21 protein-coding genes and 1 riboswitch are annotated in these 22436 nt (G+C 43.8%); of the genes, 7 read left to right on the top strand and 14 right to left on the bottom strand.

What is annotated here, in order from left to right:
• The first annotated feature begins 1 nt into the window (after position 1).
• The gene (gene rnjA / locus CEF21_RS10675; RefSeq protein WP_123916178.1) at positions 2-1669 is read left to right on the top strand and encodes a ribonuclease J1; all 1668 of its coding nucleotides are present in this window, start codon (positions 2-4) and stop codon (positions 1667-1669) included.
• Between the two features lie 38 nt (positions 1670-1707).
• Here rnjA and CEF21_RS10670 read toward each other — a convergent pair whose 3' ends face one another.
• Together CEF21_RS10670 and CEF21_RS10665 are read right to left on the bottom strand one after the other, a co-directional pair.
• Entirely contained in the window at positions 1708-3255 is a 1548-nt protein-coding gene (locus tag CEF21_RS10670; protein WP_123916176.1) for an MDR family MFS transporter, read from the bottom strand.
• An 11-nt stretch (positions 3256-3266) separates the two neighbouring features.
• Entirely contained in the window at positions 3267-3908 is a 642-nt protein-coding gene (locus CEF21_RS10665) for a GTP pyrophosphokinase (RefSeq protein WP_123916174.1), read from the bottom strand.
• Positions 3909-4052: 144 nt separating this feature from the next.
• Here CEF21_RS10665 and CEF21_RS21285 point away from each other — a divergent pair, with 144 nt between their 5' ends.
• Both CEF21_RS21285 and CEF21_RS10660 read left to right on the top strand, forming a co-directional pair.
• The gene (locus CEF21_RS21285; protein WP_164462162.1) at positions 4053-4217 is read left to right on the top strand and encodes a hypothetical protein; all 165 of its coding nucleotides are present in this window, start codon (positions 4053-4055) and stop codon (positions 4215-4217) included.
• Positions 4204-5085, top strand: coding sequence for a TetR/AcrR family transcriptional regulator (locus CEF21_RS10660; RefSeq protein WP_164462161.1), 882 nt, complete (start codon positions 4204-4206; stop codon positions 5083-5085). The genes CEF21_RS21285 and CEF21_RS10660 overlap by 14 nt, the downstream gene beginning before the upstream one ends.
• A gap of 32 nt (positions 5086-5117) precedes the next feature.
• Here the strand turns inward: CEF21_RS10660 and ade are convergent, their stop codons facing one another.
• From ade to CEF21_RS10630, 6 genes are all read right to left on the bottom strand, one after another.
• On the bottom strand, positions 5118-6851 hold the full coding sequence (ade, locus tag CEF21_RS10655) for an adenine deaminase (RefSeq protein WP_206427810.1): 1734 nt from the start codon (positions 6849-6851) through the stop codon (positions 5118-5120).
• A gap of 43 nt (positions 6852-6894) precedes the next feature.
• A riboswitch (purine riboswitch) is annotated at positions 6895-6996 on the bottom strand.
• Between the two features lie 150 nt (positions 6997-7146).
• Complete coding sequence (locus CEF21_RS10650) at positions 7147-7809, bottom strand: potassium channel family protein (RefSeq protein WP_123916170.1); 663 nt, start codon at positions 7807-7809, stop codon at positions 7147-7149.
• Positions 7810-8124: 315 nt separating this feature from the next.
• Entirely contained in the window at positions 8125-8595 is a 471-nt protein-coding gene (locus CEF21_RS10645) for a DUF6884 domain-containing protein (protein WP_123916168.1), read from the bottom strand.
• Positions 8596-8597: 2 nt separating this feature from the next.
• On the bottom strand, positions 8598-10049 hold the full coding sequence (locus tag CEF21_RS10640; RefSeq protein ID WP_123916166.1) for an NAD(P)H-hydrate dehydratase: 1452 nt from the start codon (positions 10047-10049) through the stop codon (positions 8598-8600).
• 350 nt (positions 10050-10399) lie between these two features.
• The gene (locus CEF21_RS10635) at positions 10400-10825 is read right to left on the bottom strand and encodes a hypothetical protein (RefSeq protein ID WP_123916164.1); all 426 of its coding nucleotides are present in this window, start codon (positions 10823-10825) and stop codon (positions 10400-10402) included.
• Between the two features lie 118 nt (positions 10826-10943).
• Entirely contained in the window at positions 10944-11459 is a 516-nt protein-coding gene (locus CEF21_RS10630) for an acyl-CoA thioesterase (protein ID WP_123916161.1), read from the bottom strand.
• A gap of 208 nt (positions 11460-11667) precedes the next feature.
• Here CEF21_RS10630 and CEF21_RS10625 point away from each other — a divergent pair, with 208 nt between their 5' ends.
• Entirely contained in the window at positions 11668-11943 is a 276-nt protein-coding gene (locus tag CEF21_RS10625; protein WP_123916159.1) for a hypothetical protein, read from the top strand.
• Between the two features lie 29 nt (positions 11944-11972).
• Positions 11973-13310, top strand: a complete 1338-nt coding sequence (locus tag CEF21_RS10620) for a YheC/YheD family endospore coat-associated protein (protein WP_164462160.1) — start codon at positions 11973-11975, stop codon at positions 13308-13310.
• Positions 13311-13712: 402 nt separating this feature from the next.
• Here the strand turns inward: CEF21_RS10620 and CEF21_RS10615 are convergent, their stop codons facing one another.
• Positions 13713-14126 carry an Hsp20/alpha crystallin family protein gene (locus CEF21_RS10615; RefSeq protein ID WP_123916155.1) on the bottom strand — a complete coding sequence of 138 codons (414 nt, stop codon included), beginning with the start codon at positions 14124-14126 and terminating at the stop codon, positions 13713-13715.
• Between the two features lie 40 nt (positions 14127-14166).
• On the bottom strand, positions 14167-16050 hold the full coding sequence (locus tag CEF21_RS10610) for a terpene cyclase/mutase family protein (protein WP_123916153.1): 1884 nt from the start codon (positions 16048-16050) through the stop codon (positions 14167-14169).
• A gap of 140 nt (positions 16051-16190) precedes the next feature.
• Here CEF21_RS10610 and CEF21_RS10605 point away from each other — a divergent pair, with 140 nt between their 5' ends.
• Complete coding sequence (locus CEF21_RS10605; protein ID WP_123916151.1) at positions 16191-18770, top strand: PAS domain-containing sensor histidine kinase; 2580 nt, start codon at positions 16191-16193, stop codon at positions 18768-18770.
• A 109-nt stretch (positions 18771-18879) separates the two neighbouring features.
• Here CEF21_RS10605 and CEF21_RS10600 read toward each other — a convergent pair whose 3' ends face one another.
• Positions 18880-19416, bottom strand: a complete 537-nt coding sequence (locus tag CEF21_RS10600; protein ID WP_123916149.1) for a YtxH domain-containing protein — start codon at positions 19414-19416, stop codon at positions 18880-18882.
• Between the two features lie 105 nt (positions 19417-19521).
• A complete protein-coding gene (locus CEF21_RS10595; protein WP_123916147.1) occupies positions 19522-20952 on the bottom strand; it encodes an NAD-dependent succinate-semialdehyde dehydrogenase in 1431 nt (476 codons plus the stop codon).
• Between the two features lie 100 nt (positions 20953-21052).
• Here CEF21_RS10595 and CEF21_RS21280 point away from each other — a divergent pair, with 100 nt between their 5' ends.
• Positions 21053-21211 (top strand): hypothetical protein, encoded by a 159-nt coding sequence (locus tag CEF21_RS21280; RefSeq protein ID WP_164462159.1) that lies wholly within the window; start codon positions 21053-21055, stop codon positions 21209-21211.
• Between the two features lie 31 nt (positions 21212-21242).
• Here the strand turns inward: CEF21_RS21280 and CEF21_RS10590 are convergent, their stop codons facing one another.
• Together CEF21_RS10590 and CEF21_RS10585 are read right to left on the bottom strand one after the other, a co-directional pair.
• Complete coding sequence (locus tag CEF21_RS10590) at positions 21243-21554, bottom strand: hypothetical protein (protein WP_123916145.1); 312 nt, start codon at positions 21552-21554, stop codon at positions 21243-21245.
• Positions 21551-21889 (bottom strand): WXG100 family type VII secretion target, encoded by a 339-nt coding sequence (locus tag CEF21_RS10585; protein WP_123916143.1) that lies wholly within the window; start codon positions 21887-21889, stop codon positions 21551-21553. Before CEF21_RS10585 ends, CEF21_RS10590 begins: the two co-directional genes overlap by 4 nt.
• Positions 21890-22436: the final 547 nt, after the last annotated feature.

Here is a 22436-nt window from a genome sequence, read left to right as displayed (position 1 = left end):
AATGAAATTCGTAAAAAACGACCAAGTAGCCGTTTTCGCCCTGGGTGGTTTGGGTGAAATCGGAAAGAACACATACGGTGTTCAATTTCAGGATGAAATCATTTTAATTGATGCAGGAATCAAGTTTCCCGAGGAAGAACTTCTCGGAATTGATTACGTTATTCCTGACTACACATACCTAGTAAAGAACGAAGACAAAATCAAAGGTTTATTTATTACGCACGGACATGAAGACCATATCGGGGGAATCCCTTATCTTCTAAGACAGGTGAATATTCCGATTTATGGCGGAAAGCTTGCCCTGGGCCTTATCAAAAACAAACTAGAAGAGCACGGTCTGCTCAGATCCGCAAAGCTTCATGAAATCCAGGAAGAAGATATTATTAAATTCAGAAAGACATCTGTAACATTCTTCCGGACAACCCACAGCATACCTGATTCCTACGGTGTGGTTGTGAAAACACCTCCAGGAAGCATTGTCCATACAGGAGATTTCAAATTCGATTTTACTCCGGTTGGAGAACCTGCGAACTTAACCAAAATGGCTGAAATCGGACGGGACGGAGTCCTTTGTCTTCTGTCTGACAGTACAAACAGTGAAGTGCCTCATTTCACTATGTCGGAGCGAAAAGTCGGAGACAGCATTAATGAGATCTTTAGAAAAATAGACGGCCGTCTTATTTTCGCTACCTTTGCTTCGAATATTCACCGTCTTCAGCAGGTGGTAGAAGCTGCTGTGATCAATAACCGGAAAGTCGCTGTATTCGGGCGAAGTATGGAAGCAGCTATAACAATCGGACAGGAACTCGGGTATATTCAATGCCCGAAAGACACGTTTATTGAGGCAAATGCCATTAACCGTCTTCCTGCCAATCGTGTCGTCATTTTATGTACAGGAAGCCAGGGTGAACCGATGGCTGCCCTTTCAAGAATCGCGAACGGAACACACAGGCAAATTCAAATCATCCAAGGGGACACCGTTGTCTTTTCTTCCTCTCCGATTCCGGGGAACACCGTAAGTGTCAGCCGCACCATCAATAAACTATTCCGTGCCGGTGCAGAAGTCATTCACGGACCTTTGAATGATATTCATACGTCTGGCCACGGCGGACAGGAAGAACAGAAACTTATGCTCCGCCTGATGAAACCTAAATATTTCATGCCGATTCACGGAGAGCACCGCATGCAGAAAATGCACATGAAGCATGCTATGGACTGCGGCGTACCTGCTGAAAACTGCTTTATCATGGATAATGGTGAAGTGCTGGCTCTTGGCGGAACCGATCCGGGTGTAACGGGCAAAATCCCTTCAGGTTCTGTTTATATTGACGGAAGCGGCATCGGGGATATCGGCAATATTGTCTTGCGCGACCGCCGGATTCTTTCGGAAGAAGGGCTTGTCATTGTCGTGGTAAGCATCAACATGAAGGACTTTAAAATCGCTGCCGGACCGGATCTTATTTCCAGAGGATTCGTTTATATGAGAGAATCCGGAGATTTGATCAACGACGCCCAGGACCTGATTACAAAGCATTTGAACAAAATCATGGATCGGAGAACAAGTCAGTGGTCCGAAATTAAGAATGAAATCACAGATACGTTAGCTCCATTCCTTTATGAAAAAACAAAACGCCGTCCAATGATCCTGCCGATCATTATGGAGGTTTAATCAAAAAAGCGGACGCTCCATGGAGCGTCCGCTTTTCTTTAATTTGCTGCAGAAGGTATTTCTTCTGTTATTTTTTCTTTATCTCTTTTTACTCTTCCCTTCCCTACAGATAGAGCAAACAGAATTCCCGCAAGGACAAAAATGAGTCCTGTTAAAAAAGTAACAGAAAAAGAAGATACCCAAAGATCTTTAATTGATCCGATTAATGCCGTTTTTTGCGCTTCAGGAATTTTCAGCAGTTCCGGATGAATTAAGATGCCAAAGAGTGTATTTGCATCCGGTGCAGCACCTGGCCCAGCCGAAAATTTCTGTTCTGCAATCGATTGCTGCAGAGAATGGTTCATCACCGCATTCAAGACCGTAACCCCGATTGTTCCGCCAATTGAACGGAAAAATGTTGAAGCGGATGTAACGGTACCAAGCTGATGCTTTGGAAATTCGTTCTGTACGGCAATCATAATCGTCGGCATGACGAGCCCCATTCCCAGTCCGAGAACGACCATAAAGGTATAAGCAAGCCATTGGGGAGTATCCGTTCCCATCGTACTCATTAAATAGAATCCGCCTGTTGTAATCGCCATCCCTGCCGTCAGGACGGTTCTGAACGTCCATTTAAGGAGGAGTCTGCCGCCAATGACACTAGCAGCAATCAGGGCAATCATCATCGGGGTCATTGTTGAACCTGCAACAGTCGGGGAAACTCCCATGATTCCCTGCATAAACATGGGAACAAACATGATGGCTCCAAACATTCCAAGTCCGAGTAAAAATCCGATCATATTGGTTGTAAAGAAAACCCGGTTTTTAAATAGGGACAATTCAAGAATCGGCTCCTCTGCCCTTTTTTCAGCCACAATAAATAAAGCAGTGAAAATAACAGCCCCGGCTATCAGGGCCATACTTTGCCATGATGTCCATTCAAACTTATCTCCTCCTAGTGAAAGCTCAAGCAGAAGACAGACCAGTGCAGGGATAAGCACGGCAATCCCAAACACGTCTATTTTAACTCTTCCTTTTGCCCGGATGATTTCATGTTTCATTCCGACAAAAATTAAAATCGCAGATAATAACCCAAACGGGACATTAATCAGGAAAATCCAGTGCCAGCTGATGGTGTCTACAAGCAGTCCGCCAATAAAAGGACCAATAACTGAACTTAATCCAAATATAGCTCCAAAAACTCCCTGCCATTTCGCTCTTTGTTCAGCGGTGAAAATATCACCGATGATGGTCTGGGATAGCGGCATAATCATTCCTCCGCCAATTCCCTGCAGCCCTCTGTAAAGAATCAGCTGCTCCATTGACTGTGCTGTCGCACATAAACCGGAAGCGATAATAAAAATAATCGTTCCGATTAAATACAGTTTACGGCGGCCGTATAAATCAGACAATTTCCCGGTAATCGGAATGACCGTTGTGGATGTTATCAGATAAGCCGTTGTAACCCAGGCGAAGATCGAGAATCCATTTAGTTCTCCGATAATCGTCGGCATCGCTGTTCCGACAATGGTTTGTTCCAGAGCACTGAAAAACATCCCGATAATCAGGCCTGTTAAGACCCATTTTCTATTAATCGTTTGTTCCATTTATTTTCCCCCTATAGCGGCATCAATATTTGATCGCGTGAATCCTCGATTGTGCTGACTTCTTCTCGGACATTCTCCATTTTCTGATCCAGTGATTGGACGGCGAGTGCGGCCTCATATAAATCCTGTTTCAAATAATCAGGAATATCCCTTTCGAACTTATAAAAAATTTTGTGCTCCAAACTTGCCCAGAAATCCATGGCAAGTGTTCTAAGCTGGATTTCCACCTTTACTTTTTTTAGTCCGCCTTTTAGAGTGACTGGTATTTCAGCAATAAAATGCATGCTTTGATACCCGTTCGACTTAGGATGAATGATATAATCCTTTTTTTCCAGAATCACAATATCCTGCCTTTCTTCTAATTGATCGGCAAGGAGATAAATATCTTTAACAAATGAACAGACAATCCGGATTCCCGCTATATCCTGTAAATGCTCTTCCGCATTTTTCAGATCAGGCTCCAGTCCCTTCCTTTTAAGCTTTTTAAAGATACTGTCAGGCGACTTTATTCTTGCCTTCACGTGTTCGATTGGATGGTGAGTTCCCGAAAGCAAAGCCTCTTCTTTAATCATATTTATTTTCAGTTTGCAATCGTCCAAGGCAAATTTGTAAGGCAGTAAAAAATCTCTCCAAAGCGCCATCTCTTCATTCATGATTCTCTCTCCCGGATGTTGATAATTTTGGACAAAAGGTCTATAATCAAGAAAACTGACCGTCCAGTCATATTTTAAATGACGGATTAGTTTTCGTCAATTACAAACCACTTAAAATCATATAAACTAAAAAAGGAGATCCTAATGGAGCAGACAATGGAACAGTTATTAAATCTAGTTAAAAAATTGCAGTCCTATGGAGTTAAGGCAGAGATTGTACATTCTTCCAGCCGAAAAGCTTCGCCTCCATCTCCCTTAGTCAGCATGAAGCAGATAAAGAAAGGTGTAAATGCCATTGAAGGAACGTGAAAAAGTGATCATACGCAGCGCGATCAAATGCTTTTCCGAAAAAGGATACCATCAGACGTCCATTCAGGAAATTGCAGATGATGCCGGTGTAGCAAAAGGTTCCATCTATAATTATTTTGGATCGAAAGAAGATCTTCTCTTCTCGATTTTTCAGCATCATTTCGAAACACTCTTTGAAAAAATGCATGAGCTTAAAGAAACCGGAACGGATTACCGAACAAGCTTTGAAAAACAAATATCCAGCATCTTTTATGAATATTCGTCCCATAAAGAATTTCTGCAAATGCAAATCCGTGAACAGATTATGAAAGAAAACAGTGAACTGTTTCATTATTTAAAAACGGTCAGACTCCGTTTATTCGCCTGGTACTCTGAGAGACTCGAAGAGGTTTACGGCGAAGAAATCCATTCCTTCCAATTTGATCTCGTCGTTCTGCTCGAGGGCATGATTAAGGAATACCTGGCTTTAATGATTAAAGGAAGCCAGACTTTCTCCATCCCCGAGATGGGGCCTTACTTAATGAAAAGAATGGATTATATCATAAAAAGTTTTACAGAAACCGGAGACGAACCGCTAATTAAAGCCGAGGAAGCCCAGCTGCTTATTTCAGAGCTGAAAATTGCTGAAAATAAGCCAAAGCAAAAAATGGTGGATGTTTTATCAGAGTGGATGGCCGCTTTGAATCCCGGGGATGAAAAACACAACACTGCTCTCGGTTCCCTTAAAGAGGAGCTGAATAAAAGCATCATTAACCAAGTAATCGTCGAAAGCCTCTATCTTTTTATTAATCAGCTTGATAGCAAATCTTATCTGAACTTTAAGAATGAACTGGAAAAATGGTATGGATTATACAAAAAAACGAACTGACCGGTCAGTTCGTTTTTTTCAATACGATCCATTCAATACGATACAAGAGTAAAGGTATTGACATCAAATAATCCATTAACGGTAAGTTTGATGTCAGGTATGACAGGCAGTGCAAGAAAGGAAAGCATGACAAACGGATTGAACCCTTCCTCAAACCCTAATGCCGCCAGCGAATGATGGATCGCTTCCATCCTTCTCATGACTTCTTCATACGGCTTGTCTGACATCAGTCCGGCAATCGGAAGAGCAAGCTCGGCTAAAATCGCGCCATTCTGATCGGCTGCTGCCATGCCTCCTTTCAGTTCACAAAGCCTTTCGATCGCCGCATGAATGGCCTTATCATTTGTCCCCACAGCCATGATGTTATGGGAGTCATGGGAAATGGATGCAGCTATGGCGCCATGTTTCAGTTTGAAGCCCTTAACAATCCCTACGCCGATTTTTCCCGTTGACCGATGGCGCTCAGCAGCCACGAGCTTTAAATGATCTTGCTGGATATCGGGTGAGAAATATCCCCCTTTTACGGATGTCTTTTCCAATCTTTTTTTCGTAATCAGCTGATTTGGGATGATTTCAATGATAGGCACCTTTTTTCCGCTTTCAATCGGCAAGGCCAGCTGCTCTTCGCTGAATTTAGCCATATGGACCGTATCCAGCAGATTTCTTTTCACTTTTGACGGGACTTTCCAATCCCAAGTGAAAACCTGACCGTCAGCTGCTGCCTCATTGCCCTTCCGGAACACTCTTCTAACAGGAATCGTCTGCAGGTTGTCTGTCATGATAAAATCAGCTTCAAATCCAGGTGCAATGGCCCCTTTCTTATGAAGACCATAGCATTCGGCAGCATTAAGCGAGGCCATTTGAATAGCCGTCATCGGATCAATGCCCTTGGCGATTGAAAGTCTGACGAGATGATCGATGCTTCCTTCTCTCTTCAATTCATCAAGATGCTTATCATCTGTGCAAAAAATAAACCTTCTGGAATTCCTTTGATTGACAGCGGAAATGACCGCGGGTAGATTTTGAGCAACAGAGCCCTGTCTGATTTGGACATACATCCCTCTTTGAATCCGATCTGCTGCTTCTTTCGCTGTGTTTACCTCGTGATCTGTCCTGACACCTGCCGCTCTGTACAAATCGATCATATCTTCTTTTAGGCCGGCAAGATGTCCGTCGATCGGCATGGAATGGCTTGCGGCCATATTGATTTTATGGAGCATATCCGGATCTCCGTTTAATAGAGCGGGATAATCCATCACTTCCGCTAAGCCAAGCACCCTCGGATGATGGATAAAAGGCTCAAGGTCCTCTTTCCGAAGTACAGCTCCGCTCTCTTCAAAAACGGCAGCCGGCACAGAGGATGGGAGCATGATCCGTACATCAAGCGGCAGATTTTCAGACTGGTCCAGCATAAACTGAATCCCGTCTGCTCCCGATACATTCGCGATTTCATGCGGGTCCGCAATGACCGTAGTCACCCCATGGGGCAGCAATACCTTCGCAAATTCAGAAGGGCCGACCATGGAGGATTCAATATGAACATGGGAATCAATAAAAGAAGGAATCAGGTACATCCCCTCTGCATCTATCACTTCCTTGGCCTGACGGGTGCCCATGCTGATGAATTCTCCGTCTTTCACAGCTACATCCGTTTTAATAAACTCATGATTGAACACATCCGCTACCGTTGCATTCTTAATGAGAAGATCCGCCATTTCTTTTCCTGATGCAGCATCCATTCTTTGTTTCATTTTATCTATTTGCATAAAAAAACTCCTCTCACAGATGAAATGACCGGAGAAGAGCAGCAGGATTCTCTATTCTTCTCGTAGTCAAACTATTTACGGCAGTTTGGTAGAAACTTATGGACCTTATCTCCAAGATTATACGAGCAAATATTTTAATTGGTTTTTTATATGTTAATGGATTCACATACATGAGTCAATGCTAATTTTTGCGGGCATGAAAATGAGCGGCTTCGCGAAAGTCTGCATAGACCGTTTCTTCCGGCACCATCTCCCGGTAACTTTCCATAAGAAAAACGCTCTGCAGTGAGAGCGTTTAAACGTTGAGCACTTTCCTTTCAAACCGGTCAATATCCGAATCGGCCCCAATCACAATGAGTACATCGTTCAGCTCAATTTCTTCTTCCGCCTGAGGGGATACAATAATCTCCTTGTTGCGTTTGATTGCTACAATGTTAATTCCGTAATTAGCCCGTATGTCCAAATTGATCAGCGTATTCCCCGCAAGTTTTTTACCCGCGACGATTTCGACAATACTGTGTTCATCTGACAGCTCCAGGTAATCCAATACATTATTGGATATGATGTTATGGGCGATTCTTTTGCCCATATCCCTTTCCGGATGGACAATTTTGTCTGCTCCGATCTTTGTCAGCACTTTTTCATGGTAATCATTCTGGGCTTTTACTGTAATGTTTTTAACCCCAAGGTCCTTAAGTATCAGGGTTGTAAGAATACTTGCCTGGATATTTTCGCCGATAGCTACAATGACATGGTCAAAATTTCGGATTCCAAGGCTTTTCAGAACCGCTTCATCTGTTGAATCCCCCACTACTGCATGAGAGGCGATATTGGCGAATTCATTTACCCGGTCTTCATCATGATCAATGGCCATTACTTCCATGCCTTCTTCGCTCAGCGCCCGGCAAATACTGCCTCCGAACCTTCCAAGACCTATTACGGCAAACTCTTTCTTCATATGTACAAACCTCCAGCTTTCTGTTCAGCATTCTATGCAAATTTTAACACTGAAGCAGATTTAATTCCAATTTAACTTCATTCTTCTCCTTTAAGAAAGAATAAACGATCCTTCCATGAAAGCCGCAGTTTCTGATTATGTCCTGAAGGTTCCAATCACTAAGCCGCCATTCATCCGTTTTATTTCCCTGAAAATAATGCCAAACTATTCTTTTTTTTCGACAATTCTCTCTTTCCGTCTTGTGAAAATCCCATTGGAAATCTCCCCCCGGCAGAGAAATCCCATCGGTCCGGCCATCAGAAATGGCGTTCTCTCTTAAATTCCCGCTCCGTTATCAGGATTTATTTCCTTGCCAGTCATTACGGCTTCTTTCAGTTTTCGCTGCATTTCCCCAATTCCCTGCGAACCTCTTAAAGGAAAAACAGCCGGTTTCCCAAAAACGTCTGCAAGAATAGGAGCAAATTTTTTCCCTCCAAGCATAATAACCTCCTTCACATCGTTCAGCTGTTTCCCTTCCAGCTGCTGCTTCAGATCATAAATCGTGATGATGTCAGGATGCTTCATGTGGAACCCGAGGTCATAGTTTTCGGGAACCGGATCTTCGGGCCTTAAAAAACCATGCTTCGCGGACAAAATCACCCATTGCCCGAAGAAAGTCCTTGCATAATCCTGACAGAGCCGGTGAAATATGCCCGTGTAGGCAAACCTCGCTTCCACAGCCCCCATATCAGGCTCCTGATCCCATATTTTCCGCTTTCCGCAGGGGATAATACATAACCTCTCCATCTTCAGCCTTCCTTTTTTCTTTCTAAATGTTTTATAACTTCCGGGAGCAGTGCGGAAATGTCACTGGCTGTCATGGTTCTCTCCCCATATTTCTCTATCCACCTATCGGCTGTTTTCCCATGGATGTAAACAGCATTTGCGATGGCCTCCTTAACGGTCCGATGCGTACAAAGAAATGCGGTTAGCATTCCGGTGAGAGTGTCTCCGCTTCCTCCTTTTGCAAGAGCGGCATTCCCTGACTGATTGACAATGGCTTCTCCATCCGGGAACGCTATAACGGTCTGCTCCCCTTTTAACACAAGAATGACCCTGTGCTTGCGCGCGTATGTCAGGGCGGAATCAATCCGGCTGCTTTGAATTTCCTGAACGGACAAACCTGATATACGGCTGAATTCACCTGGGTGAGGAGTCAGGATCGGAGGGATGTCCCTCTTTGGATAGGATCTTTCTTTTAATGCCCCCGCATCCAGAACAACCGGAATATCCTGTTTAAGCAATACGTGAATGGCGTCGTTCAGCACTTCTCCATCTTCCAGGCCAGGGCCGATGGCGGCAGCCTTTATTTTTTCGGGCACATACCCATTCGCGGTCTTCTGAAGCCCTTCTAGCTCATACGTACTTTCCGGGATGACGCCGGCTGCAATCCCTGCAGCAAACCGGGTAGTACCAATGGTCAGCTTTCCAATCCCGCTGCGCAGCGCTCCCATCCCGGCAAGCAGGACGCTCCCCGGCATTTCATCACTGCCTGCTATAAGATAGCCTGTTCCGAATGTCCCTTTATGAGCAGACGTCTGAAAGGAGGGAAGCGCTCGAACTGCGTCATTTTCGGTCCAGATTTTAATCTTGCCGCTGCGGGGCAGACCGACGTCGACCACTTCCGCTTCACCGTAGTAAGATTTGGATGGATGACTAAATGCTGATGGTTTGAATCCATGTAAACAATATGTAAAATCCGCCTGGAATGCTTCATCTGTGTTTCCTGAATCTGCTTCGACACCGGAAGGGAGGTCAATCGCTATTTTCGTTCCCTGCTGTCTGTTCAGAAAACTTATTGCCTCAGATGCTTCCTTTCTGAGCGGCTGTCGGAAACCGATCCCAAGAAGGCCGTCAATCCAGACATCAGCGGTTAACTCCTCAGTGACAGGAGAAAAGCCGCACGATTTCAAATAAGTCAAATGCCTTCCGGCCGGCTTGTCAATTTCCGGCAATCCAAAGGGAAAATACAGCTTGGCATGATACCCGTTCTGCAGCAAATACCTCCCAAGAACGATGCCATCCCCTCCGTTGTTTCCTTTTCCGCAGACAATACAGACCGTTTGCTGTTTCGTTATTCGTTTCGATATCGCCCTGTACAATCCTGAACCGGCGTTTTCCATCAAGGTAAAAACGGATAACCCTTTTTCTTCAGCTTCCCGGTCTATTTCCCGAATCTCCTCTTTTCGATAAACATACATGCTTGAAACCCTCCCTTTTGTTCTGATCACCATATGCTAAAGCCATCCGCTCCCCTGCTCGATCTCGAACATGAGTTACTTATAATCTTCCCTTTTCTCCTTCATACCCTATTCCCTCCTCTTTTAATACCGGTCAGACGGGTTACAAGGGCAAAACATAATACAGAGCTTTATGACAGAATGCGAGTCACTCCTTATGCCTGAAAAGGGGCCGGCCAGTAATTCGCCACGATTCCAGTGTTCACAAAGAAACCCCCTGTATGCTTGCAAAATCCAAACATACAGGGGGTTTATATTCCGTTTTTGATCTAAATATCAAATATACTAGTGGAGTTTGAGGGTCCTTTAAGCTATTCTACTTTGACCTTCTCCAAACCAAACTCTTCGAAGTATTGATGGTATTTTTCTTCAATTTCCATAAGCCGTTCGAAACGCTGTTCAGGACTGTATGTATTGATCACTGTTTCTTCTTTCATCAGATCCCGTCTTGCAAGAAGTGCGCAGAGCTTGTCCCAAAAGACTTCTTCCTCATAATCAGCGATAATGTCCTCAAGCTCTTCATCAAGCTGACGGGAAGCATAGTATTCATCCTCAAGAGAATCATAATCTACAAGATGGTCGACACCAAAGGATTCTGCAAACGAAAGAACATAGTTTTCAAGCTTGAAGAACTCATCCGCCTGATCTTCGTGTTCTTCTCTTGCTCCGACCCATGTTGAGAGGTAAAGCATTTTCACAAGAGTATGATACTGCTGTTTCGTAAAATTAATCTTCATAACCGATCCTCCCCGAACCGTAATGCTTTATACCCTCATTAAATCACAATTGAGTCCTAAAAAGAAGTCAGACAGATGAAAAATTCTGTCCAGTTTATGGAACCGGAATGCGTTTTCTTTACCAAGGCATATCGGTTCCAAACATTTCTGCCATTTTTTCAAATTCCATTTTTCGGTTTCTTCTTGCTTGCGCTCTGGCTTTTGCTGTTTCATTCAGCTGCTTTTCCATTTCCGTCTGCGGAATCACTTGCGGTACAGGAGTCGGTTTATTATTGGCATCGACAGCTACAAATGTCAGGAAGCTCAGAGCGCATACATTCCGGTCTCCGGAAAGCATATCCTCCGCCACGACCTTAACGAAAATTTCCATCGACGTTCTGCCAGTATAGGTGACAAACGCTTCAAGACAGACAGAATGACCAACCATGATCGGGTGCAGGAAATCAACAGAGTCCGTTGATGCTGTGACGACAAGCGTTCTTGAGTGTCTAGTCGCTGCGATGGCTGCAATATCATCAATATAGGCCATCAGTCTTCCGCCGAACAGCGTCCCATGATTATTTGTATCTGGCGGCAGCACCATGGATGTTTTCACCACAAAAGATTCTTTGCATGTTTTTGCAGGAGTTGTCATCGAATATTCCCCTTTTCTTTAAGTGCTTCTCTAATTTTTATTATATCACTCCAAAGATAAATGATACGATATGCCGTTCTATATATACAGCTATTGATTCATTTTTAATAGATTCTTCTAATTTTAGTATTTTATAAGACAAATATACAGGAACTATTGATACAGCTTCATACATTAGTAAAGACTTTATTGAAAAGGCGGTGAACGAATGAGCTTTCCTGTAATACCGGACCTTACACCATCCCTGGATTTTGACCGGGAAGAAATCAGTGACTTTCTTTTGCTGTCTATAGCATACAAAAATATCGGTTTATCCAGTCTATATAACGGCTTTGGACATGTTTTAGAAAAAGCCGGCAAGGAGGAATCAGCGGAACTGGTGCAGCTTGTAAGCCAAGCTTTTGCAGCAGCAACCGCACTTGAACAATCGGTAGATGACCAGCTTATTGCCATCCTGGAAAAATCCCAGTCAAATGAGGAGTAATCCGAGAAAGAATAAAGAGGAAGATGAGAATGACAACGTTCTATGAGATTTTAGTCATGCAGGATCATGAATTATCACAGCCTCTCGTAAAAATCCCGAATACCTTCTCATTGCAAACAGGGGGGCCTCTGACCATCTGCCACGGTTTGCGTTCACTGAGCGGTCAAGTGGCTGTCGATGATACCCTCGATCATCATCACGTCATGATTCATGAACTCGTCATGCAAGAGCTTTTGTTAAAGGAAAACGTTCCCTATCAAATTCTTTGCCATAACGGTCAATTTGTTTTTGGCCCATCCATCGGACTCCTTCTTGGAAACAAGCCCGGTGAATATACACCTGCCTATATGGCGGAACACTATTCTGTCAGAGCCGGAGCCTATCCGCTCATTGGCGGTACATTGGCCGCCTTCACCATTTCAGCCATCAACTGGGATATACGGGCAGTAGAAGGGCTTCTTTGGAATGCGGCTGAAAATTCCTGGGAACCGGCGTTTTTCCCTCTGCCATCCGTAATCTACCGGCGTCACCTCAGACAAAAAAATTTCCGGCATTTCAGGAATTCCTATAAAAAAATGGGCGGAATCCTTTTCAATACAAACCGATGGGATAAATGGAAAACTCATAAATTCTTCCTGAAACGTTCCATACAAAATATGCAGCTTCCGGCTACCAAAAAAGCAGTCTCTGAAAAAATCGTACTGGACATGCTTCATGAGTATAAAAAAATTGTATTAAAACCGGTCAGCAACTCACAGGGCAGGGGGATACTTTTTGCAGAGAAGCTTTCTGACTTTCATTACTCATTAACAAAACAAGAGAATGAAGATTGGACAGTCATCCATTTCACCCACCATGAAGATCTTATCAATGAGCTCCAGCACGAAAAAATCTTCAAAAAGAGATACCTGTCTCAGTCCTATATTGATCTTTCTCTAGTTAACGGACGCCCTTTTGATATCCGTGTCATCATGCAGAAAAAAAGCGGCTGGGTATGCTCCGGAATTGAATGCAGGCTGGCTGGATTAAATCAGGACGTCACGAACCTGTCTCAGGGCGGTTCCGCGTTTCATATACAGGAAATGCTGAAACTGATCAACATTGAAAAACCGGAAAATATAATAAATCAAATCCAGCAAATTAGCAAAAACCTTGCTGCCCGGCTCGATGAAACCGGTGAACACTTCGCTGAACTTGGAATTGATCTAGCTCTGGACAGGGACCAGAAAATCTGGCTGATTGAAATTAATTTCCGCCCGGGCTACAAAGGTTTCATTGACTTAGACTATCCGGTTTACGAATTCATATCCAGACAGCCTTTTTTATATGCAGCAGAGATACAGGGATTCAGCGTACAAGAGGAGTAAGGAAAACGAGAAGTTCCTCTGCAGTCCCGCACATTGCTGTATGATATCGACTGAATTATTGAGTCTGAACCATTTTTTACAAAGATGCTGGGACAGAAATATCAAAGCCCATGATAAACCCGAACAATTAGGCGAGAGGTTCATGAATCGATCGCCTTATCGTTCGGGTTATGTTTGTATTTCCTTTATGGATTTGTACCTTTTACATGTGAATGAAGCGGAAGGCACTCGACTCCTTTGGGAAGCAGAGGAAAGCGAGTGTCTGCATCGTAATGAAACTTACCTGATGAAAAAACAACAATGGCTGCGAGAAAGGGATTCTATTTAACGCGCCGAAGAATGGAACTGGGATTCGTTTTTTTGGACCATCCATCTTGTTATGTCCCGGTATAGTCAGCCTTTTCAATCGATTGTGATTTTCCTTCCTTGTTTCTTTGGAAAGCGGACCGTGAGTATTCCATTTTGGTATTGAGCTTTCATATCCTGCAGAAGAGCGTTGCCCGGCAAATCAATCATACGTTTTGCACCATCCCATTTAGCTCCATCTTTATTGCTTTTATGCGGATAAAGCCGGATGACCAGCTGCTGGCCTTCCAGTTCCAGGTCTATTTCGTCTTTGGAGACTCCGGGAATTTCAGCTTTTACAATGTAATGGGTCATCGTTTCTGAAAGATGGACTCCAAAGTACATTTTGCCGGACTGCCGGGTAAACAAATCATCCATTGTGTCCAGCAGGGTTTTCCCGGGGCGGTTTTCAAAAAAGTCATTAATCATTCTCATTGGACTTGCACTTGGTTTATTTTTGTCCTCTCTCATGCTTGACAGCAGCTCCTTCCGGAAAAGATTCTGCTATAGCCTATGCATGGGGCTGGTCATTTGCTTTTTTTAGATAGGCAGAAAGGGCGAGCATTGGATAAACGAGATCGTAGCTGTGATAGTGGATATAAAACTGGCCGGCAAATCCCTGTCCTTTTGGATAATCCGATGTCCAGTCCGATTTCCTCATATGTTCAATTAAATACCGGATGCCTTTATGGATGGCTGGTGTCACTTTTCTGCTGCAGCTAAGGAGCGCATCCACAGCCCAGGCGGTTTGAGTAAGGGTGCTTGTTCCAAGCGGCACGTATTGATTATAGAGATCACTTTTACACGATTCTCCCCACCCTCCGTCCGGATTTTGAATTTGCTCCAGCCACTTTTTCGAACGCCTGATGACCTCCGAATCTTCCGAATACCCGGCTGCAGAGAGTCCTGTCATAGCGGACCAGGTTCCATATATATAGCAAATCCCCCATCTTGAATTCCACGATCCATTCGATTCCTGATGTTTCAGCAGCCAGCGTATCCCTTTTTGAATAGCTGAATTTTCAGGATTCAGTTTCGCAAAACCGCATAAAAATTCGATCGTCCTTCCTGTCAAATCAGCAGAGGATGCGTCCGATATGATAAATTCCGCTTTTTCAATCGGAACAAAATGAACATATGGCGGGCTGGCATTTCGTTCAAACGATGCCCATCCCCCATCTCCGTTTTGCATGGACAAGAGCCATTGAAGCCCCCGATTCCATGCTTCACGCCGCTCCGGATGTATTTGAGCTTCCGCATGGATGGCTCGAAGGGAAGCAGATGTATCATCAATATCCGGATTCAGCGTATTAATATCAGAAAAACCCCATCCCCCGGGATTCGCATCTGGATTGTGAATGACCCAGTCTCCGTACAAATGATGCTGCCTCGAAATGATATATTGATTGGCTTTGCCGACCATTCCATCCTTTATTCCAGCCTCCTGCAATGCGTAAGAAAGCAAGGAGGTATTCCAGACATGAGCGGTTGTATATTGCATATGGAGACCTTCTGAGGCAGGAGCGGCCATCGAAATCAAACCGCTGACAGCCTTTTGGATGACAGGGTGATTCCGGTCGTAGCCAATGGCCATCAGAGCAAATATCATTAAAAACGTACAGCTGAAATAACTGTAAAGCGTTCCGTCCGATTCCAGTCTGTGGAGTATATAATTCTCGGCTTTTTTTAGAGCCGCCTCTCTAAGACGGGGGGTCCCTCCCGTCATGCTTTGAACCCCTGACATCAAGAATCCGTAAAGCCCCCGCCATTCTTCTGACCGTTCATAATCGGGCGGTTCAGACCTTGCTCCATATAGACCGGTTAAATCCGGTGCATTCGGGATAACCACTCTAAACCGCTTTGCGGAAGCGGTCAAGATGGGAATCAGATTGGCCCGCCCATAGATCGACAAATCATACATATTAACAGGAAAATGTTTCGGAAGGAGAATGGCTTCAATTGGAACAGAAAAAAAAGAAGGCCACTCGTCCTGGGAGGTAAGAGTGAGCATGATTCTTGTGAAAAGCCCTGCTCTCTTTATGCCTCCTTTTTCAATCATGTATCGTTTTGCCGCCTGCATTTGCGGAGATGCCTCTTTATAGATCCCGGCTAGAAGAAGAGCATAATACGCTTCAATCGTTGTGGATAAATCTCCTTCCTCCTGATCGTGAAACAGCCTCCAAGATCCGCCGCGATCCTGCCTGGAGGCAATCCGTGCTGCCAGCCTCTTGATAAGATCAGGTTTATCCAGCTGGAGAGCTTTAAGAAGGACAATCATAAAACAGTCCGTTTTTATTCCGGTCTCAAACATATAGGACCAGGAACCGTTCGGCAGCTGCTCCTTTTTCAGTTTTTCCGTCAAATAAAGCAGTTCCTTTTCTGCTTCACGTTTCATGGCTACACGCCTTTCCCATAGTCTAAGTAAATCTATATAGGGCTATGAAAATATTTATGCACACTATATAGAAATCAAATTAGTATTTTTTTCACAAATCAAATAAAATAAAAATAATCCAGATAAAAGGGGGCGGGAAAATGAAAGATTTAAAAATGGACGAACCGTTAATGAAATTATTCCACTACTTTTTCATGCAAACAAATGAAGCTATCGTTATTACGGAAGTGACATCGCTGGCACCCCTCGCTGCTCATGTATTTGACTGCAATAGCCGGACATCTGAGCTTCTTGGCTACACAAGGGAAGAAATGAAGCAGCTTGACCCAGTTTCACTGTTCTTCGGGCATATTGACCCGGAGATTTTCCGTACCATTCAGGGTCGGTTCGCCTCCGATCGGGAAATTACACTGGAAATGGAAATCGTGACAAAGTCAAAGCTGAAAATACCAGTAGAGACCAATTGCTGCCTTCTTGAATTGGATGAAAAAACGTTCATTTACACTTCCATGAAAAAAATCGATAGAAGAAAGGAAGCATTTGACCGACTGCTTTCTGAGAAGGAATTTTCCCATACGATTATGGATACCATCCAGGCATTCGTAGTTTTACTTGATTCAGAGGGAAGAATTGCAGACTGGAACCGGCACTGCACCTTTCACACCGGTTATACATTTGAAGAAGCAAGCGGGGAATATATCTGGAACCTGATGCTGGAAGAGGGTCTGCGAGCCGAAGCAAAAGAATTTTTTTCCCGTTCCATCCGGCCTTTTCCCGCCTTTTATGAAAATTACTGGATAACAAAATCCGGTGAAAAAATGCTTATCCGCTGGTCCAATCAAGAAATTTTCAGTCAGGATGGGGAGACCCAGTATATTGTATGTACAGGAATCGACCTAACTGAAAATAAGCAGTATGAAAAAAGGCTGGCGGAAAGCCATACAACGTTTAAACGGCTCGTGGAACATAATCCGGATGGGATTATCATTTATCAGGATCATACCCTTTCCTACATGAATCCTGAAGCCGAAAAGATGCTTGGGTTAAGCTGTCTTCAAGCCAATGGATCCATCTTAAACCTTATCCATCCGCAAGAACAGACCATCGCCTATCACAGCCTTCAATCTCTTCTTAATCAGGATCTCGATATCGCGGGGCCGATTGAATTTAATATAAATAGAAAAGATGGCAGGACCATCACCGTTGAAGCAAAAGGAATATCAGACCGCAGTCAAAATCAATCCTCTGTCATCGTCGTTATGCGCGATGTAACCCCCCGCAAAAAAGCGGAGTTCAAATTTAAAAATATGTTTAATCAAATGAAGGACATCCTTTCTTCCTCTGTAGAAGGGATTCTCGGAATTGATGAGCAGAAAGGCGTCATCTTTGTGAACCGCGCTTTATCCGTTTTAACAGACATGGAACTTGCTGAAATCATGGGCAAATCAGTCCGGCCATTTCTTCTCAAGCTGACAGACCCTGCTTCTGTTGATCTTTTGCTTGAAGCGAATGAAGCGATTGAAATCAAAATAGAAAAAGACGGAAAAATTAAATACTTTGAGCTTTCATCGAATCTAATGGCAAACGGCCGGGGCCAGGTTATTACCTTTTATGACCAGACAGATCGAATCTTGCTGGAAAACGCAAAGAACAAATACTATGAAGCGATTGCATGCGGGATTACGGTTCAAAATTCAGAAGGGGCGATTGTCTTTGCCAATGAGTGCGCAACTGAAATTCTTGGTTACTCCAGTTCTGAGCTTTTGAATATGAGCTCACACAGCATGGAATGGCATTCAAAGGATGAACATGGAAAAGCTTTGTCAGGGATCGAACACCCATCCATGATCACGCTGCGGACCAAAAAAGAAGTCTCCCATTTCGTAATGGGTGTCTATAACCCAGTTAAACGCGAAAATAGATGGATCCTCATTGATACGAGAATTCTTTATGCTGATCAAACGAAAGAGGTAGAATACATTATCGCTACTTTTCAGGACATTACCGAAAAAGCGGAAATGGATAAAACCATTAAAAGTCAGGAAAAACTCGCTCTTGCAGGGAGAATGGCCACCGCTGTAGCTCATGAAATCAGAAATCCGCTGACTTCTATTATAGGATTTCTGCAGTTAATGGAGATGTCCGATGAGCTGAATACGGAATATTTGCGGATCATGAAACAGGAGTTAGACCGGATCCGGCTCGTAACGAATGAATTTTTAACCCTTGCTAAACCGGAAAGTGCTGATTGCACGAGACTCGATGTAAAAGAGGATTTGCTGGATCCTGTTATCCGGGTCCTTCTCCCCGATTTACATGACCGGGAGATATCAGTGGAACTTCTTGCTGAGAAAGAGGGGCCTTCTTATGTGGATGGAAGGAAAGATTCCCTTCAGCAGCTTTTCTTGAATTTCCTGACAAATTCAATGGACGCCATGCCGAATAAAGGAAAGATTTCCATTGAAATCACCGAAGAAGCACGCCACCTGAAGATTTCGATTGAAGATACAGGAATCGGGATTGATCCTGATCGGCTGCCTTTCCTCGGAGAGCCTTTCTACTCGATAAAAGAAAAAGGAACCGGGCTCGGGCTGCTCATCTGCAGAAAAATACTGGATGATCACACGGGGAATTTCACTATATCAAGCACACAGGGTAAAGGAACGAAGGTGTTGATAACTCTCCCGCTTTCTATTGAAACGGAAATGGAAACAGCATAATCGATAAGGACTGTGATCTCGGGGGAGTCAGCGTGGATATGCTAAACGGATTTTTGTGAAGACATATAAAAACGGACAGCTCAGGCTGTCCGTTTTATGTAAGGCTTCATTACAGTTTAGCGGAGTCTTGCGGTCTTTCAGATTGGCTCGGAATGGAAGACTCAAAGTTTTCAGTTGCCGTAGATGAGGGTTGTTTGTCTGCTAGGCTGCTGACAGGTTCAGTCAGTTCTGCTCCTGCATCTGCTACCTTTGATCCTACTTCCTTTACATCCCCTGCTGCATTCTTCACATTTTGAATGGCTTCCTGTGAAGTAACTGCGACTTCGGTGATCTTTTTAAATACCCCGTTATTCAGGCTTTCATAAATAGTTTGCGCATCCCGGATTGCGGACTCAAGCGTGCTTTTGGCGCTGTTGAATTGAGACACGAATTGGTCTTTGACTTCTCCCGGATTATCTTTCACATTCTGAACCATTCCGACTGTAGAATCTTTAATGCCGGCGGCTCCCTTTGTTACTTTTTTTCTCGTGTTGGAATCCAGCATTGTAACAGCTCCGCCGATAATGGCTCCTAAAAGCATCCCTCTAACTAGCTTGCTGTTTTTGCTCTTTTGCCTTTTATTATCCTGAATCGTAATTTGCGTCATTTCCTGAACTCCTCCTCAATATGAATATGATTTTCTATTTAATACCCCTGACCTCATCAATATAAACAGTTAAAATTTACAATGCTTATACATTCAACGGGAAATTCACATTTTTAGACCCAAAGATACATACTTAACCTCTAAATATTCCTCTATTCCCTGTCTTCCCCCTTCACGTCCAAGACCGCTTTCTTTCATTCCGCCGAAGGGAGCTTGAGCCGTGGATGGAAGTCCGTCATTTAATCCAACAATCCCGTAATGAAGGGCTTCAACCAATTGTATTCCCTTTGAGATGTTTTCTGTATACACATAGGCTGCCAGTCCGAAAGGGGACTGATTCGCCCTTTGTATCGCTTCCTTCATATCCTTAACCTTTGTTACAGGGGCGACAGGACCGAATGTTTCTTCATTCATGCAAAGCATGTCATCTGCAGCTTCACCTATAATAACCGGCTCGATATAGTACCCTTCTGAATCGGGAGCTTTTTGAGGGCTTTTAAAAATGACTCCGCCTTTCCTTTCTGCGTCCTCTATATGGTCTTTTACTTTTTGCAGGCCGTCGTCATCAATCAGGGGACCGATGGAAACACCCTCGTCCATACCGTTGCCAACCTTTAGCGCAAAAACCTCTTCTTTAAATTTTTCCATAAATTCATCGTACACTGCCTCATGCACGTATGCACGGTTTGTACAAATACAAGTCTGGCCCGAGTTTCTGAACTTCGAGGCAGCCATCGCTTTGGCAGCCCCATCGAGATCAGCGTCATCCATTACGATAAAAGGGGCATGTCCGCCAAGTTCGAGCGAAATCTTTTTCATTGTGTCGGCCGAACCCTTCATTAAGGTTTTTCCTACTTCAGTGGAACCGGTAAAGGAGAGCTTTTTCACTCTTTCGTCCGCCATCCATGTCTCAGAGATTTCACGGGAAGAACCGGTAATCACGTTGAGGACTCCTTTTGGAATGCCCGCTTCCTCTGCAAGCTCAGCAAGCCTTAATGCTGTTAGCGGGGTGGATGAAGCCGGTTTTACGACCGCCGTGCATCCCGCTGCCAAAGCAGGTCCTACTTTTCTTGTAATCATCGCTGCAGGGAAATTCCATGGAGTAATGGCGGCGATCACCCCAACAGGCTGCTTTATGACAAAAAGGCGTTTATTCGAAGCGGAAGCAGGAATGGTTTCCCCATATATTCTCTTTCCTTCTTCTGCATACCACTTTATGAAACTATTTGCATAGCCTACTTCACCTGTTGCTTCTTTAACAGGCTTGCCTTGTTCCATGGTCATCAATTTGCCGATTTCTGTTTCATTCTTTTTGATAAGAGCATGCCACTTTTCCAAATAGTCCGCTCTTTCATACGCTGTAAGTGACGACCACCCCGATAATGCTTCATGTGCAGCATCAACTGCAGCTTCTGCCTCCTTTGCTCCTCCTTTCGGTACGGTTGCAAATACCTCTTTCGTTGCCGGATTTTCAATATTCATCGTTTCGTCCGTTTGAATCCATTCTCCATTTATGTATACAGCCCATTTTTTCACATGAACCCCTCCTGAAATAAGTTGATTGCTTTTCTTTTTCCACTCTTTTATATACGATTAAACATATCGCGATATTCTAATCATAGAGGAGGCGGCTGATATGAACAAAAAAAACGGTTTTCAAGCGGCGGCTCTTATTGGCTTTGCGGGATTTCTGGCTTGGAAAGAGTTTTTGAAATTTAAAAAAGAGCTGGAAAACGAGAATTTATCCAGCTCAAAGAACAGTTTTATAGAAGAAAATGACCGATGCAAGGATTGATTTCGAATGGAACATTATATGGTTTAAGTCTTCAGGAGTGGGTGATTTGCTCAGCAGACTGCTGATCTGCTGAGTTAAGCTTGGCAGGGGTCATGCGGGTAATTTCTGCAAGGTGCGCCATCGTTTCAGTCAGTTTCGCCAATTGAATTCTAATGGATTCTGCATGGTACGAGATTTCTGTCTGCTCAATCTGTGGATAATGGGAAGAGGCTTTAAAATAGGAATGAGTAAAACCCTGTTCGATATCCAGCAGATCCTGTTCTCTTTCTTTTAATCGGCTGCTTAAATCAAGCAGTTCATTTACGCGGATGACTATTTCCATTTGAGGGTTTGTATGGCTCATTGAAGTGTTTCTCTCGCTTTCTCCTCTAATTGAGCGGCAAGCTCAGTTAAGCGGACTTCCTCATGCTGAAGTCCGGTAATCATTTGATTCATGTGATCGTAAATCGAAGTAAAAGCATCGGTCGCTTCTTCCATGACTCGATTAAATCCTTCGGCGCTTTTCCCTTTCCAATCCTGGGCAGCCTCTGAAACATGGTTGGTCGTCTGGTGAATAATTCCAGTAAATTGATCCATAAGCTGAACCAGCTCTCCTCTGAGCTGCTGTACAGCGTAGCAATCGCCTTCCGTATTCATAACGCTTCGCATCAGCTGATTAAAGCGATCCATCTCATTCAAGTCCCATTCACCTTCCAACTTCATCTTTCTTCAAGTATAGGAGAAATTTTCAAGTCTGCACAACGGAAATTTGGATTATTATGTTCGACATAAGTCATAAGCTTTTTGTCGAAAAAAGTCGATTACTTAGGACTACAATCGTTTTTATATGATTTTAAACCCGATTTACCATGAGCGTTTATACCCACCGACGTACAAAGTGATGAAAAAAAGACAAAACATCCCTATGAAAGGTTCATCCAAATTGGCATTATTATGTCATATTTCACAAATATTTAACAAAATATGGTATAGAGGTCAGCGGTTTACATCCGGCTTCGAATATGGAATTTAAAAAGCGGTATAACACTTTCTGCATAGTTGAGCTTGAGCCTGCCGTTTGTTTTTTGCACCGCATTTCGTACACAAAATGCACTTGGAGGGATTTGAAAGTCCCATCGCTATCCTCCCGCCCTGATCCATAGCTTGAAGAGTGAAAAAAAAATGGGCAGAAATCATGATTCCTGAAAAGATGATGATGATCGCAATCAGCATATCCATTCCTCCT

The sequence above is a fragment of the Bacillus sp. FJAT-42376 genome (assembly GCF_003816055.1).
GTDB lineage: Bacteria > Bacillota > Bacilli > Bacillales > Bacillaceae > Metabacillus_B.
This window is presented reverse-complemented; position numbering and strand designations above follow the sequence as displayed.

Coding starts and splice junctions, on each gene's coding strand:
- rnjA (WP_123916178.1), top strand. CDS start 2: ATGAAATTCGTAAAAAACGACCAAGTAGCCGTTTTCGCCCTGGGTGGT.
- CEF21_RS10670 (WP_123916176.1), bottom strand. CDS start 3,255: ATGGAACAAACGATTAATAGAAAATGGGTCTTAACAGGCCTGATTATC.
- CEF21_RS10665 (WP_123916174.1), bottom strand. CDS start 3,908: ATGAATGAAGAGATGGCGCTTTGGAGAGATTTTTTACTGCCTTACAAA.
- CEF21_RS21285 (WP_164462162.1), top strand. CDS start 4,053: ATGGAGCAGACAATGGAACAGTTATTAAATCTAGTTAAAAAATTGCAG.
- ade (WP_206427810.1), bottom strand. CDS start 6,851: ATGCAAATAGATAAAATGAAACAAAGAATGGATGCTGCATCAGGAAAA.
- CEF21_RS10650 (WP_123916170.1), bottom strand. CDS start 7,809: ATGAAGAAAGAGTTTGCCGTAATAGGTCTTGGAAGGTTCGGAGGCAGT.
- CEF21_RS10645 (WP_123916168.1), bottom strand. CDS start 8,595: ATGGAGAGGTTATGTATTATCCCCTGCGGAAAGCGGAAAATATGGGAT.
- CEF21_RS10640 (WP_123916166.1), bottom strand. CDS start 10,049: ATGTATGTTTATCGAAAAGAGGAGATTCGGGAAATAGACCGGGAAGCT.
- CEF21_RS10635 (WP_123916164.1), bottom strand. CDS start 10,825: ATGAAGATTAATTTTACGAAACAGCAGTATCATACTCTTGTGAAAATG.
- CEF21_RS10630 (WP_123916161.1), bottom strand. CDS start 11,459: ATGACAACTCCTGCAAAAACATGCAAAGAATCTTTTGTGGTGAAAACA.
- CEF21_RS10625 (WP_123916159.1), top strand. CDS start 11,668: ATGAGCTTTCCTGTAATACCGGACCTTACACCATCCCTGGATTTTGAC.
- CEF21_RS10620 (WP_164462160.1), top strand. CDS start 11,973: ATGACAACGTTCTATGAGATTTTAGTCATGCAGGATCATGAATTATCA.
- CEF21_RS10615 (WP_123916155.1), bottom strand. CDS start 14,126: ATGAGAGAGGACAAAAATAAACCAAGTGCAAGTCCAATGAGAATGATT.
- CEF21_RS10610 (WP_123916153.1), bottom strand. CDS start 16,050: ATGAAACGTGAAGCAGAAAAGGAACTGCTTTATTTGACGGAAAAACTG.
- CEF21_RS10605 (WP_123916151.1), top strand. CDS start 16,191: ATGAAAGATTTAAAAATGGACGAACCGTTAATGAAATTATTCCACTAC.
- CEF21_RS10600 (WP_123916149.1), bottom strand. CDS start 19,416: ATGACGCAAATTACGATTCAGGATAATAAAAGGCAAAAGAGCAAAAAC.
- CEF21_RS21280 (WP_164462159.1), top strand. CDS start 21,053: ATGAACAAAAAAAACGGTTTTCAAGCGGCGGCTCTTATTGGCTTTGCG.
- CEF21_RS10590 (WP_123916145.1), bottom strand. CDS start 21,554: ATGAGCCATACAAACCCTCAAATGGAAATAGTCATCCGCGTAAATGAA.